This window comes from Micromonospora sp. NBC_01405 (genome assembly GCF_045040155.1).
Lineage (GTDB): Bacteria > Actinomycetota > Actinomycetes > Mycobacteriales > Micromonosporaceae > Micromonospora.
On the sequence record NZ_CP109532.1, the window covers coordinates 778,965 to 792,006 of the forward strand.

9 protein-coding genes and 2 tRNA genes are annotated in these 13,042 nt (G+C 75.5%); 4 read left to right on the forward strand and 7 right to left on the reverse strand.

All coding sequences use genetic code 11. The features are described from left to right. Positions 1-3 precede the first annotated feature (3 nt). Entirely contained in the window at positions 4-879 is an 876-nt protein-coding gene (locus OG559_RS02700; RefSeq protein WP_405111982.1) for a universal stress protein, read from the forward strand. On the opposite strand, the gene OG559_RS02705 is transcribed toward OG559_RS02700, so the two are convergent. Next, positions 858-3,179: a heavy metal translocating P-type ATPase gene (locus tag OG559_RS02705; RefSeq protein ID WP_405111985.1), complete on the reverse strand. Its 2,322-nt coding sequence runs from the start codon at positions 3,177-3,179 to the stop codon at positions 858-860. The two genes, OG559_RS02700 and OG559_RS02705, sit on opposite strands and share 22 nt — an antisense overlap. Before the next feature lie 211 nt (positions 3,180-3,390). Here OG559_RS02705 and OG559_RS02710 point away from each other — a divergent pair, with 211 nt between their 5' ends. Then, a complete protein-coding gene (locus OG559_RS02710; RefSeq protein ID WP_405111988.1) occupies positions 3,391-4,395 on the forward strand; it encodes an Acg family FMN-binding oxidoreductase in 1,005 nt (334 codons plus the stop codon). Positions 4,396-4,483: 88 nt separating this feature from the next. Next, entirely contained in the window at positions 4,484-6,184 is a 1,701-nt protein-coding gene (locus tag OG559_RS02715) for a GAF domain-containing protein (protein WP_405116326.1), read from the forward strand. A 39-nt stretch (positions 6,185-6,223) separates the two neighbouring features. On the opposite strand, the gene OG559_RS02720 is transcribed toward OG559_RS02715, so the two are convergent. Both OG559_RS02720 and OG559_RS02725 read right to left on the reverse strand, forming a co-directional pair. After that, on the reverse strand, positions 6,224-7,639 hold the full coding sequence (locus tag OG559_RS02720) for a sulfatase (RefSeq protein ID WP_405111991.1): 1,416 nt from the start codon (positions 7,637-7,639) through the stop codon (positions 6,224-6,226). A 239-nt stretch (positions 7,640-7,878) separates the two neighbouring features. Beyond that, on the reverse strand, positions 7,879-8,517 hold the full coding sequence (locus OG559_RS02725) for a response regulator (protein ID WP_387024908.1): 639 nt from the start codon (positions 8,515-8,517) through the stop codon (positions 7,879-7,881). 188 nt (positions 8,518-8,705) lie between these two features. Between OG559_RS02725 and OG559_RS02730 the strand changes: the two genes are divergently transcribed. After that, entirely contained in the window at positions 8,706-9,680 is a 975-nt protein-coding gene (locus tag OG559_RS02730; protein WP_405111994.1) for an Acg family FMN-binding oxidoreductase, read from the forward strand. Between the two features lie 71 nt (positions 9,681-9,751). Here the strand turns inward: OG559_RS02730 and OG559_RS02735 are convergent, their stop codons facing one another. The 4 genes from OG559_RS02735 to OG559_RS02750 all read right to left on the reverse strand — a co-directional run bounded on the left by OG559_RS02735 (position 9,752) and on the right by OG559_RS02750 (position 13,010). After that, positions 9,752-10,750 carry an NAD-dependent epimerase/dehydratase family protein gene (locus OG559_RS02735; protein ID WP_405111997.1) on the reverse strand — a complete coding sequence of 333 codons (999 nt, stop codon included), beginning with the start codon at positions 10,748-10,750 and terminating at the stop codon, positions 9,752-9,754. Between the two features lie 98 nt (positions 10,751-10,848). Further along, positions 10,849-12,684, reverse strand: a complete 1,836-nt coding sequence (gene recQ, locus OG559_RS02740; RefSeq protein ID WP_405112000.1) for a DNA helicase RecQ — start codon at positions 12,682-12,684, stop codon at positions 10,849-10,851. Positions 12,685-12,800: 116 nt separating this feature from the next. Next, positions 12,801-12,875: transfer RNA gene (locus tag OG559_RS02745), tRNA-Val, on the reverse strand. Positions 12,876-12,937: 62 nt separating this feature from the next. Next, a tRNA-Gly gene (locus OG559_RS02750) sits at positions 12,938-13,010 on the reverse strand. Positions 13,011-13,042: the final 32 nt, after the last annotated feature.

Sequence of the window (13,042 nt, forward strand, 5' to 3'; positions counted from 1 at the left end):
CCGATGAGTGACGAGATCCTGGTCGGCTACGACGGTTCCGCCGACGCCACCGTCGCCCTGAACTGGGCGCTGGACGAGGCGGAGCGCACCGGACGGCCGGTCCGCCTCGCGTACGTCTTCGAGTGGGTGACCGTGGCCGGGTGGATCGGCCCCGGGGTGGCCCCCGGCATCTGGCCGGACGAGACCGCCCGGCGGCAGGTGGAGGAACTGGTCGGCACGGCCGCCTCCGACGCCGCCGCCGCGCGGCCCGGGTTGACCGTGCACGGCGAGGTGTTCGACGGGCCGCCGGCGCTGGTGCTGGAGGAGCGCTCCGCCGGGGCCGGCCTGCTGGTGCTCGGCAGCCGGGGTCACGGCGGGTTCGGCGGGCTGCTCGTCGGCTCCACCGCCGTGTCGGTGAGCGCCCACGCCCACTGCCCGGTGGTGGTGGTCCGTGACGCCGCCGCCGCCGGCCACGCCGGCCGGGTGGTGGTCGGGGTCGACGGGTCGCCGACATCGCTGCTGGCTCTCGGGTTCGCCGTCGAGCGGGCGGCCCAGCGGCACGTACCGCTGCACGTGGTGCGGGCCTGGGAGCCGGCGACGGACGGCGGCCCCGCCCCCGACGACGCGGTGGCGGCGGAGCGGGCGGCGCTGGTGGAGCCGCTGGCGAGTTGGCGGGAGACGTTCCCCGAGGTCGAGGTGACCGTCGACGTGGTGACCGGCCGCCCGGCCCGCGCGCTGATCGAGGCGAGCCGGGACGCCCAGCTCGTGGTGGTCGGCACCCGGGGCCGAGGCGGGCTGCGCGGCATGCTGCTCGGCTCCGTCGGCCAACAGCTCATCCAGCACGCCCACTGCCCGGTCGCGGTGGTCCGCGAGCGCCGTCAGTCGCGCAGCGAGAAGTAGTCCTCCTCCTCCTGGGCCAGGTGCAGGCGCAGGACGGCGTCGAGGCCGTACAGGGTGGCGAGCAGGTCGGTGACCTGGTCGGGACGCGGCGGCCCGGCGCCGGCCTGCGCCAGGTGCCCGCCGATCCCGTCGACCAGGCGGCGGATCTCCACGTGCCCGCGGCTCATCGTCGAGGTCGCCTCGTCGCCGCCGAGCGGCCCGGCCAACGCCGGATAGAGGTGCTGATCCTCGGCCTCCTCGTGCGGCAGCACCTCCCCCACGAGCCGCCGATGGACCTCCCGCAGGGCGGGCACGCAGTCGGGCGAGTCCGGGTGGGTCGCGACCAGGTCGGCCGTGTCCCGCAGGTCGGCCAGCACGTCCCGGACGCCGCCGTGCTCGCCCGCGTACCGGTCCAGCAGCTCGCCGGTGGCCGCCGGGACGTCCCGGCGGCGCAGCCCTCCGCCGAGGGCGCGCAGCGCGTTGAGGATCACCACCACGTCGATGCCCTCCTGGAGGAACGCGCCGGCCACCGGTGGCAGCTTCCCGGCCGCCGCCACCAGCATCGCCGCCACAGCCAGCCCCATCCCGACGACGGCGCTCTGGGTGGCGATCCGGCGGGCGTGCCGGGCGATCTCCACGGCGTCGGCGAGCCGGTCGAGCCGGTCGACGGTGAGCACCGCGTCGGCCACGCCGGCGGATGCGGTCGCCCCGGTGGCCCCCATCGCCACCCCGACGTGCGCCTCGGCCAGCGCCGGGGCGTCGTTCACCCCGTCGCCGACCATCACGGTGACGGCCCGCTCCGCCTCCTGGCGGACCCGGGCGGCCTTCTCCTGCGGGGAGCACCGGGCCAGCAGGTCGTCCACGCCGACGGCCCGGGCGACCTGCTCGGCGGTCGCCTGGCGGTCGCCGGTGACCATGACCAGCCGGGTCAGGCCGGCCTCGCGCAGCCGCCGGACGGTCCGACGGGCGTCGGGGCGCACCGGGTCCTCCAGCAGGATCACCCCCAGCGGCCCCCGCTCGTCGCTGACCCAGACCACGGACCGCCCGGCCAGCTCGGCACGTTCGGCGGCACCGGCCGCCCACTGCGGCAGCTCCCCGTCGAGCTGGCCGACCCGGACCAGCCGCCCGCCGATCCGGCCGCTGACGCCGCGCCCCGGCTCCTCGGTCACCCCGGTCGGCTCGGCCAGCGGCAGGCCCCGGTCCCGGGCCTGCCGCACCAGGGCGGCGGCCAGCACGTGCGGGGAGAGCTGCTCCACCGAGGCCGCCAGCCGCAGCACCTCGTCCCGGTCGCCGCCGGGCGCGACCACCGTCTCGGCGGCGCGGGGGCGGCCTGCGGTGAGCGTGCCGGTCTTGTCGACCAGCAGGGTCCGGGCCCGGCCCAGCAGTTCCAGCGAGCCGCCGTCGCGGACCAGCACCCCGCGCCGGGCCGCCCGGGACAGCCCGGAGACGATCGCGATCGGGGTGGCCAGCAGCAGCGGGCAGGGGGTGGCCACCACCAGCACGGCCACGGCCCGCACGAACTCACCGGACAGCAGCCAGCCCAGGCCGGCCAGGACCAGGGTGAACGGCACGAACGCCGCCGCGTACCGGTCGGCCATCCGGACCATCGGGGCCTTGTGCGCGGTGGCCTCCTCGGCGAGCCGGACGATCCCCGCGTACGTGCTGGCCGCCGCGCTCTTCGTGGCCCGCAACCCGAAGCCGGCCCCCGCGTTGACCACGCCACTGGCCACCGGCTCCCCCGCCGCCCGCGCGATCAGCTGGGACTCGCCGGTCACCACCGACTCGTCGAGGGTGGCCGCCTCCTCGACGGTCCCGTCGACGGGCACCACGTCCCCGGGGCCGACCACCAGCCGGTCGCCCACCGCCACCCGGTCCAGCGGGACCGTCTCGATGCCGCCGCCGGGCCGACGCCGCCGCGCCGAGCGCGGGGCCCGCTCCAGCAGGGCGCGCAGGTCGCGGGTCGCCCGACGCTGGGCGTACGCCTCCAGCGAACGGCCGGTCGCCAGCATCAGCGCGATCACCGCGCCGGCCAGGTACTCGCGGACGGCCAGCGCGCCGGCCAGCGCGAGGACGGCGATCACGTCCACCCCGAACTGCCGGCGCCACAGCCGGCGCAGCGTCGACCAGGCGGCCGGGGCCAGCGCGGCCACCGTCGCCGCCGCCCACAGCCAGTCCGCCGCGGCGCGTCGGCCGGCGAGCCACAGCCCCGCCCCGACCAGCACGCCCACGGTCAGCGCGGCCAGCGGCCCCCACTCGCGCCCCCGCGCCCAGCGCCGCCGCACCGGCTGCTCCGGCACGCACTCCCGCGCCTCGGTGCCCACCTGCGGATCCTCTCAACGACGGGGACCGGCGAGGATGCCAACGGACGAATCATCCGTCCGACCTGCCATGATCGGCGGAGGCGAAGCGCCCGCACGGGACGAGGCCCGCGTCCCCTGCGTCCGGGCGGGCCGTGCCGCAGGATGGAGCGGCAACCCCGCCCGGAGCACCGCCGGGCTGGGGCACGATGGGCAGAGACGAAAGGTCGTGACGATGAGCCACGAGACGCCGGACCGTGCGTTGACCACCGCCCTCGCGGAGGCCGCCGCGATGGCCGGTCACGCCCCCTCGGTGCACAACACGCAGCCGTGGCGCTGGCGGGTCCTGCCCGACGCCCTGGAGCTGCACGTCGTGCGGGAACGCCAGCTGTCCGCCGCCGACCCGGAGGGCCGACTGGTCGCGCTGAGCTGCGGCGCGGCCCTGCACCACGCCCGGGTGGCACTGGCGGCCGAGGGCTGGGCCTTCGTGGTCGAGCGGATCTCCGACCCGAGCGATCCGGCGCTGCTGGCCCGGCTCACCGGCCTCAAGCGCGCCGAGGCGGACCCGGACGCCATGCACACGGTGCAGTGCATGCAGGTCCGGCACACCGACCGGCGGCCGGTCAGCGACGAGCCCGTGCCGACCCCGGCCGTCGACGGCATCACGAAGGCGGTCGCCGCCGAGGGCACCCGGTTGCAGATCCTCAACGCCGACCAGGTGATGGAGCTGGCCGCCGCGGCATCGCGCGCCGGGTCGGTCGAGGCGGAGGACCCGCAGCTGCGCGAGGAGCTGGCCTACTGGACGAGCCGCACGGGCACCGGCACCGGCCTGCCGCCCGAGGTGCTGCCCGAGCAGGCACCGCAGACCACCGTGCCGGGCCGGGACTTCGGCCGCCCCGGCATCCTGCCGGTCGGCCAGGGCCACGACCGGACGGCGGTGTACGGGCTGCTCTTCGGCGACGAGGACGAGCGGGACAGCTGGCTGCGGGCCGGTGAGGCGCTCTCCGCGGCGTGGCTGACCGCCACCCGGCTGGGCGTGTCGATGGTGCCGCTGTCCGGCGTGGTGGAGGTGGAGGGCACCCGGCAGGCCCTGCGCCAGGTGCTCGCCGGGATGGGGTACCCGTACCTGGTGCTGCGGATGGGGATCGCGGACCCGGCGCACGCCGGCCCGCCGCACACCCCGCGGCTGCCCACCGAGCAGGTCGTGGACACCTCGGCGGTGCGCTCCACGGGCGTGTGACGGCCAGGCCCCGCCCGGCCACCGGGGCCGTGAGCCGCGAGGCCACGGGCGATAGCATCGGTCGGTGGCCAGCAGCACACCGAACCCGATGCACGAACACGTCACCCCGTCGCTGGGGCTGAGCCCGCTGTCGCGGGTCCGGCTCGACGAGCTGCTCCAGGAGATGCTGGACCGGGTGGGCGAGGTGGTCACCAGCCGGGAGCGGCTGCGCGCCCTGCTCGACGCGGTGGTCGGCATCGGCACCGACCTGGACCTGCGCAGCACCCTGCGACGAATCGTGCAGTCCGCCTGCGAGCTGGCCGGCGCCCGGTACGGCGCGCTCGGGGTGGTCGGCCCCGACCGGATGCTGCACGACTTCATCGTCCACGGCGTCGACGACGAGCTGCACGCGCGGATCGGTGACCTGCCGCACGGGCGGGGCGTGCTCGGGCTGCTCATCGACGACCCGCACCCGGTGCGGATGCCGGACATCACCAAGCACCCGCTGTCGTACGGCTTCCCGCCGAACCACCCGCCGATGCACAGCTTCCTGGGCGTGCCGGTGCGCATCCGCGACCAGGTGTTCGGCAACCTCTACCTGGCCGAGAAGCAGGGCGCCGCCGAGTTCACCGAGGACGACGAGGAGATCGTGGTGGCGCTGGCCGCCGCGGCCGGCGTGGCGATCGAGAACGCCCGGCTGTACGCGCTGGCCCACCGCCGGGAGCGCTGGCTGGCAGCCGCCGCCGAGATCACCTCGGTGCTGCTCGGCGAGGTGCGGCGCACCGACGCGCTGACGCTGGTGGCCCGCCGGGCCCGGGAGGTCGCCGAGGCGGAGCTGGCCGTGGTGCTGCTCTACGACGAGGACGCCGGCGAGTTCACCGTGGAGGTGGTCGACGGTGCCGACGGCCAGGCCCGGGAGCTGGTCGGCGCGGTGCTGCCGGCCGCCGAGACCGCCTTCGCCGGGTCGGTCACCGGCCGGGGGCACGAGCTGGTGGAGAACCTGGCCGAGGCCGCGCCCTGGCCGGCCCCGGTGACCGCCGGGCCGGCGGTGGTGTCCCCGCTGGCCGCCGCCGACACCCTGCACGGCGTCCTGGTGATTGCGTACGGGCCGGACCGGGGCAACGCCACCGACGACGACGTGGCGCTGTTGGGCAGCTTCGCCGGGCAGGCCGCGCTGGCCATGGAGCGGGCCCGGGGGCAGGAGGAGCGGGAGCTGCTGGTGGTCCTGGAGGACCGCGAGCGCATCGCCCGGGACCTGCACGACGTGGTGATCCAGCGGCTGTTCGCCACCGGCCTGCAGCTGCAGAGCGGCGCGATGAACGCCCGCCCCGAGGTGGCCAAGCGGATCAACGCGGCCGTCGACGCCCTGGACGCCACCATCCGGGACATCCGGCGGACCATCTTCGAGCTGCGTACCCCGATGAGCGCGGCGCTGCGCACCGAGATCCGCGAGGCGGTCGACGTGGCCGCCGGGTCGCTGGGCTTCCGGCCGACGCTGGAGCTGACCGGACCGATCGACAGCGCCGTTCCGGAGCCGATCCGGCCCGACCTGACCGCCGTGCTGCGCGAGGCGCTGTCCAACGCGGTCCGCCACGCCGAGGCCAGCCGCGTCGCGGTGGCGGTGGCGGTCGACGGCGGCTGGGTCACGGTCACCGTCACCGACGACGGCCGGGGCTGTGACCCGGCCGCCGCCCGGGGCGGCCTGGTCAACCTCCGCGAGCGCGCCGAGCGCCACGCCGGCGACTTCGAGGTACGCCCGGCGAGCCCGCGCGGGACGGAGCTGCGCTGGTCCGTCCCGCTCCGCGACTGAACCCCCCGCTCCCGCCGACGAGTGGTCGGGCCGGTCGGTTCAGGGGTAGCGCAGCAGGGTGGCGTCGATCGCCTCCCAGCGGCTGCGCAGCGCCCCGACCAGGTCCGGCTGCTGGCGGGCCCGGTTGGCCTGCTCGCGCGGGTCGGCGACGAGGTCGTACAGGGTGTCCGACCCGCCGGCGCCGCGGAAGTACTTCCAGCGCCCCAGGCGCAGCGCGCGGTTCCCCTTGGTGCGCCAGAACAGGGCCCGCTCCGGGGCCGGCTCCCCCCGCAGCAGGTAGCCGGCGAGGCTCGCGCCGTCGAAGGGGTGCCCCGGATCCGGCCGCGCCCCGGCGAGCTCGACCAGGGTCGCCGTCCAGTCCTGGGTCACCACCGGCTCGTGGCTGACCTGGCCCGGCCGGACGCGGGCGGGCCAGCGCAGGATGGTGGGCACCCGGATGCCGCCCTCCTCGAGGCCGCCCTTGCCACCGGTCAGCGGCCACTGGTGGGAGAACCGTTCGCCCCCGTTGTCGCTGGCGAAGACGACGACCGTGTCCCGTTCCTGGCCGGTCTGCCGCAGCGCGGTCAGCACCTGCCCGACGGCGCGGTCGAGGTTCTCCACCATCTTGCGGTACGTGTCGAGGGAGCCGCCGTCGCGGTGGAACAGCGCGCCGCTCTCGCCCGCCCGGAGGCGCGCGGTCAACTCCGCGCTGACCGCCCGGTCGCCGGGGGCCTCCCAGGGCCAGTGCGGGCTGGTGAAGTTCAGGTTCAACAGCCAGGGGCGGCGGTGCGCGCGCCGGACGAACGCGGCGGCGCGGTCGGCGACCGTGTCGGTGTAGTAGTCCAGGGACTCCACCGGCACCTCACCCTCGTACAGGTCGTGCTGGCCCAGGTGGCTGACCTTGGAGTAGTAGTCGAGGCCACCGGAGAAGTTGCCGAAGAACTCGTCCCAGCCCGACCGCAGCGGGCTGAACCAGGGCAGGAACCCGCAGTGCCACTTGCCGTACATGGCGGTGGTGTAGCCCGCGCCCTTGAACAGGGAGGCCAGCGTGGGGTGCCCCGGGGGCAGGCCCTCCAGTTCGCTGGCCCGGGCGATGGGCTCGGACAACCCGCCGCGCAGCCGCCCGGGGTAGCGGCCGGTGTAGAGGGCGAAGCGGGTCGGGGAGCAGACCGCGGCGGCGGAGTAGCCGTTGGTGAAGCGGACCCCGTCGCGGGCGAGCCGGTCCAGGTGGGGTGTTCGGATGTCGGGCGATCCGTAGCTGCTCAGGTCGGCCCAGCCCAGGTCGTCGCCGAGGATGACCAACACGTTCGGCCGCCCCGTGGGGCGCTGGCCGGCGGTGTCGGCGCGGAACGGCCGCTCGTCGGGCCCGCCCGCGAGCGCCTGTTCGGGCGTGAGCGCCGACGCGGCGACCGCCCCGGCGACCCCCGCGATGCCGCCGATGACCTGCCGCCTGGTCTGGCCGTCCGATGGTGCCATGAGCCCTCCCTAAAGTCTGTCTTTCCTATCGGGACAGTAGGGAGTTAGCCGTCGAAAGGCAAGGCGCGTCCCGGCGGTCGGAAGGCCAGCCGGAACTGGAACCGCCGAACGGCAAATGATGCGGTCGGCTGCACGCTGGCGCACGCCTTCCCTGCCCGCCCGGGGCGAAGCCTCTCGGGCGGACTGACCTACGGGATACGGCAGGGCCAGGGCCTCGGGCCGGCCAGCGGCCCGATCGCCTAGCTGCGGGGGCCCAGCAGGCGGGTGGCCAGGACGGCGGCCTGGGTACGGCGCTCCAGGCCGAGCTTGGCCAGCACGCTGGAGACGTAGTTCTTCACCGTCTTCTCGGCGAGGAACATCTTGCCGGCGATCTCCCGGTTGGTCAGCCCTTCGGCGACGTACTCCAGGATGCGGCGCTCCTGCTCGGTGAGGGCCTTCAGCTCATTGGGCTGCTCCACGCCGCTGCGGATGCGCTCCAGCACCCGGGTGGTGATCGCAGGGTCGAGCAGCGACTGCCCGGCGGCCACCCGGTGCACCGCGTCGACCAGGTCGGTGCCCCGGATCTGCTTGAGCACATAGCCGGACGCGCCGGCCATGATCGCCGCGAACAGCGCTTCGTCGTCCTCGTACGAGGTGAGGATCAGGCCCTTGATCGACGAGTCCACGGCGCGGACGTCCCGGCACACGTCGATGCCGTTGCCGTCGGGCAGCCGGGCGTCGAGGATCGCCACGTCGGGCCGCAGCGCGGGGATGCGGCGGGCCGCCTCCTGGGCGGAGCCCGACTCACCCACCACCTCGATGTCGCCGCTGCTGGTGAGCAGGTCGGCAAGGCCACGACGGACGACCTCGTGGTCGTCGAGAAGGAACACCCGGATCATTCCCCATTTCTACCCCCTCGCGCCGCCACCCGCACGGGCCGAAGGTCCCGGCGCCGACCACGGGCCGCCTGGGCAGGGGGTCCCGGGACAGAGGGGACATCCGGCCCTGCCCGCACGCCGCCCCGATCACGCACTGTGGGTGTGGACCGAACGGGGCGGCAGGAACTGCCACGGGAAGGAGCACCACCATGGAGACCGACTTCACCGTCGAGCAGCTCAGGGCCGCCGCGGCGGACGCCGTTCGGGCGCCCTCGCTGCTCAACACCCAACCGTGGCGGTTCCGCCTGCGCGACGGCGGAATCGAGGTGACGCTGGACCGGGAGCGTCGGCTGCCGGCGACCGACCCGAGCGGCTGGGGTGCCCGGATCGCCTGCGGGGCAGCCCTGTTCAACCTGCGGCTGTCGCTGGCAGTGGCGGGCACCCCGGCGAAGGTCCGGCTGCGCCCGTACCCGATGGAGACCGACGTGCTCGCCCGGCTCACCCCGGACGTGCCACGCCGCCCCACCCCGGCCGAGCAGAGCCTGTACGCGGCCATTCCGCACCGGTTCAGCAACCGCACCCCGTTCTGGCCCGACCCGGTGCCCGCCGACGTCCGCTGGCGGCTCGGCGAGGCGGCCCGGGCCGAGCAGGGCTGGCTGGAGCTGGTGATCGGGGTGAGCGCCGTGAACGCGTTCGCCGAGATCGCCCGCAGCGCCAACCGGGTCCTGGAGCGCGACCCCGCCTACCGCGCCGAACTGGCCCACTGGGTACGGACCGCGCCCGCCCCCGACGGGATCCCGGCCGCCGCCGGCGGCCCGCTGGGCGAACCACAGGACCTGCTGCCCAGTCGCGGCTTCGGCGGACGCGACCGGGCCCCGGGGCGGGACTTCGAGCCGGAGCCGTTGGTCGCCGTGCTCGGCGCGACGGGCAACACCACCACCGACCAGGTGATCGCCGGCCAGGCACTGCAACGGGTGCTGCTCACCGCCACCGACGCCGGGCTGGGCGTGTCGATGCTCTCCCAGCCGATCGAGGTGCCGGGGGCACGGGAGGCCCTGCGGCTGTCCCTGGGCCGGTTCGGCACCCCGCAGATGGTGATGCGCATCGGGTACGGCCAGCCGGGCTCCCCGACGCCGCGCCGCAGCGTCGACGAGGTGCTCGACCTGCCGGTGGCCCGGGCCTGAGCCGCCCGACGCCGGACGGGCCGACGCCGGGCGGCGGGGTCAGCTGGCGGCGGGGTCAGCTGGCGGCGGGGTCAGCTGGCGGCGGCGAGCAGGGCGGCCTCCCGCTGCGGATCCAGGCCCACGGCCTGCCGGGGCGGGCGGCCGGCGCTCGGCGGCACCGTCCCCACCTCGCGCAGCCAGGCCCAGGTGTCGGCGACGGTCTCGGCCGCCGGCCGGCAGGCCAGCCCCGTCGCGTACGCCCGCTCGACGTCCCGCTCGTGCAGCCAGCGGTACTCGTGCCCGGCGGGGATCCAGATCGGCAGGTCGTTCCAGGGCTCCACGCCGGCGGCGAGGACTGTCTCCGGCGCGGTCCAGCGCAGCCGGGCCGCCGACCCGGTGGCCGCGACGCAGGCGTCGAGCAGCTCACCCATCGTCGCGTGCCCGGTCCGCGACACCACGTTGTACGCCCCGCCGGACCCCGCCGCGCCCCGGTCCAGCAGCCAGATCGCCAGGTCGCGGACGTCGACGTACTGCACCGGCAGGTCCGTGGGGCCGGGGGCGAGCACGTCGCCGCCCCGGGCGATCCGGGTCAGCCACCAGGGCAGCCGCCCGATGTCCTCGCCCGGCCCGAGGATCAACCCGGCCCGGGCCAGCAGCGCCCGGTCGCCGAACACCTCCACGGCGGCCCGCTCCCCGCCGGCCTTCAGCTCCGGGTACCCGCCTTCGGTGGCGTCCGGCTCGGCGGCCACGACGGGCGCGTCCTCGGCCGCGCCGAGCGGGAACGGCAGCGCGTAGACGGAGCCGCTGGATACGTAGCCGTACCAGCCCGCCGAGCCGTGCAGCGCCCGGGCCGCGTCCCGCACCGCACGCGGCGCGCCGGCCCAGGTGTCGACCACCAGGTCCCACTCGCCGCCGGCCAGCGCGGCCAGGCCGCCGGGCGCCGTCCGGTCACCCCGCAACAGGTGTACGCCCGCCGGGGGCGCGCCGCGCAGCCCCCGGTTGAACACCGTCACCGACCAGCTGCGGCGCACCGCCTCGCCGACCGTCGCCCCGCCCACGAAGCCCGTGCCGCCCAGCACCAGAAGTCTCATCCGCCCACAGTGCCGGCCCCCGGGCCGGGGCGACAACGGTGTTCACCGGCAGCGGATCTGCCGACGGCAGAACCGCCCGACCGGCCCGCTCGCGGAGGTCAGCCGGCGAGGGCGACGAGGATCTGCTCGCCGTACCGGGCGAGCTTGGCCTCCCCCACCCCGTTGACGCGGGCCAGGTCGTCGAGCGTCGACGGCGGGTCGACGGCGATCTGACGCAGCGTCGCGTCGTGGAACACCACGTACGCGGGCACCCCCTGCTCCTTGGCGGTGGCCGCCCGCCAGGCGCGCAGCCGCTCGAACACCGGCTCGGCCGCCGGGGACAGCTCGACCGCCGCAGTCGCGCCAGGGCGGGTCCTCGCCGACCGGGTCCGCGCCGGCCGGGCCGCCTCGCGGCGCATCGGCACCGGCCGACGCCGGCCCAGCACCTCGGCGCTGGTGTCGGTGAGGACCAGGGTGCCGTAGTCGCCCTCGACGGCGAGCAGGCCCTGGGCGAGAAGTTGCCGGACCACACCCCGCCACTCGGCCTCGCTCAACTCCTCGCCGATGCCGAACACGGTCAGCGCGTCGTGGCGGTGCTGGGTCACCTTCTCGGTGCGCCGGCCGAGCAGGATGTCGATGCACTGCCCCGCGCCGAACTTCTGGTTGCGTTCCCGGTGCAGCCGCAGCACCGTCGACAGCAGCTTCTGCGCGGCGACCGTGCCGTCCCAGGACTCGGGCGGCTCCAGGCAGGTGTCGCAGTTGCCGCACGGCCCGCTGTCCTGGCCGAAGTAGCTCAGCAGCCGCACCCGGCGGCACTCCACGGTCTCGCAGAGGGCCAGCATCGCGTCGAGGTGGGCGGCGAGCACCCGCCGGTGGGCGAGGTCGCCCTCCGAGGATTCGATCATCTTGCGCTGCTGCACGACGTCCTGGAGCCCGTACGCCAGCCAGGCGGTCGACGGCAGGCCGTCCCGGCCGGCGCGGCCGGTCTCCTGGTAGTAGCCCTCCACCGAGCGGGGCAGGTCGAGGTGGGCGACGAACCGCACGTCCGGCTTGTCGATGCCCATCCCGAAGGCGATGGTGGCGACCATGACGAGGCCGTCCTCGCGCAGGAACCGCTTCTGGTTCGCGGCGCGGGTGGCCGCGTCCAGGCCCGCGTGGTACGGCAGCGCGGAGACGCCGTTGGCGACCAGGAGCTCGGCCGTCTTGTCGACCGAGGCCCGGGACAGGCAGTAGACGATGCCGGCGTCGCCGGGGTGTTCGGTGCGGATCAGGTCGAGCAGTTGCTTGCGGGGCTCGCGCTTGGGCGCGATCCGGTACTGGATGTTGGGCCGGTCGAAGCTGGCCACGAAGTGCCGGGCCCCGGTGAGGCCGAGCCGGGTGGCGATCTCGGTGGCGGTCGCGGCGGTGGCCGTGGCGGTCAGCGCGATCCGGGGCACGGCGGGCCAGCGCTCGTGCAGCATCGACAGCGCAAGGTAGTCGGGGCGGAAGTCGTGGCCCCACTGCGCCACGCAGTGCGCCTCGTCGATGGCGAACAGCCCGATCCGGCCGCGCTCCAGCAGCCCGACGGTGGCGCGGCTGCCCAGCGCCTCCGGGGCGAGGTAGAGCAGGTCCAGTTCCCCGGCGAGGAACGCCGCCTCGACCCGCCGCCGGGCGTCGAAATCGAGGGTGGAGTTGAGGAAACCGGCCCGCACCCCGACGGCGGTGAGCGCGTCGACCTGGTCCTGCATGAGGGCGATCAGCGGGGAGACGACCACCGCGACGCCGTCGCGCACCAGCGCGGGGATCTGGTAGCACAGCGACTTGCCGCCGCCCGTCGGCATCAGGACCAGGGCGTCGCCGCCGCCGACCACGTGGTCGATGATCTCCTGCTGCTCGCCGCGGAAGGCGTCGTAGCCGAAGACCCGGCGGAGCACGCCCAACGGAGTCTCGGTGAGCGTGTCGCTGGGGGAAGTCATCGGGCGAGTCTACGAGGACTGCCCGACACCGTCCCGCCCCACGCCGACCCGCCCGCCGAACTGGGTGTGGCCGCCCTCACGACGGAGGCCGAGAGAGGAGGAAGGACCGTGCGTTCTGGTGGGCGATACTGGGTTTGAACCAGTGACCTCTTCCGTGTCAAGGAAGCGCGCTCCCACTGCGCCAATCGCCCGCGGGCACCCGGCCCGAACATGTCGGGGCCGGCGGCGGTCGGCCCCGACGGGGCGGATCGCGAGCGGACGACGGGATTCGAACCCGCGACCCTCACCTTGGCAAGGTGATGCGCTACCAGCTGCGCTACGTCCGCGTGTCGCCGATGCTCTCGGTGACGGGTGAACT

What these genes read in the sequence shown, in the direction of transcription:
- OG559_RS02700 (WP_405111982.1), top strand. Translation starts at nt 4, where the DNA reads ATGAGTGACGAGATCCTGGTCGGCTACGACGGTTCCGCCGACGCCACC.
- OG559_RS02710 (WP_405111988.1), top strand. Translation starts at nt 3,391, where the DNA reads ATGAGCCACGAGACGCCGGACCGTGCGTTGACCACCGCCCTCGCGGAG.
- OG559_RS02715 (WP_405116326.1), top strand. Translation starts at nt 4,484, where the DNA reads ATGCACGAACACGTCACCCCGTCGCTGGGGCTGAGCCCGCTGTCGCGG.
- OG559_RS02720 (WP_405111991.1), bottom strand. Translation starts at nt 7,639, where the DNA reads ATGGCACCATCGGACGGCCAGACCAGGCGGCAGGTCATCGGCGGCATC.
- OG559_RS02725 (WP_387024908.1), bottom strand. Translation starts at nt 8,517, where the DNA reads ATGATCCGGGTGTTCCTTCTCGACGACCACGAGGTCGTCCGTCGTGGC.
- OG559_RS02730 (WP_405111994.1), top strand. Translation starts at nt 8,706, where the DNA reads ATGGAGACCGACTTCACCGTCGAGCAGCTCAGGGCCGCCGCGGCGGAC.
- OG559_RS02735 (WP_405111997.1), bottom strand. Translation starts at nt 10,750, where the DNA reads ATGAGACTTCTGGTGCTGGGCGGCACGGGCTTCGTGGGCGGGGCGACG.
- recQ (WP_405112000.1), bottom strand. Translation starts at nt 12,684, where the DNA reads ATGACTTCCCCCAGCGACACGCTCACCGAGACTCCGTTGGGCGTGCTC.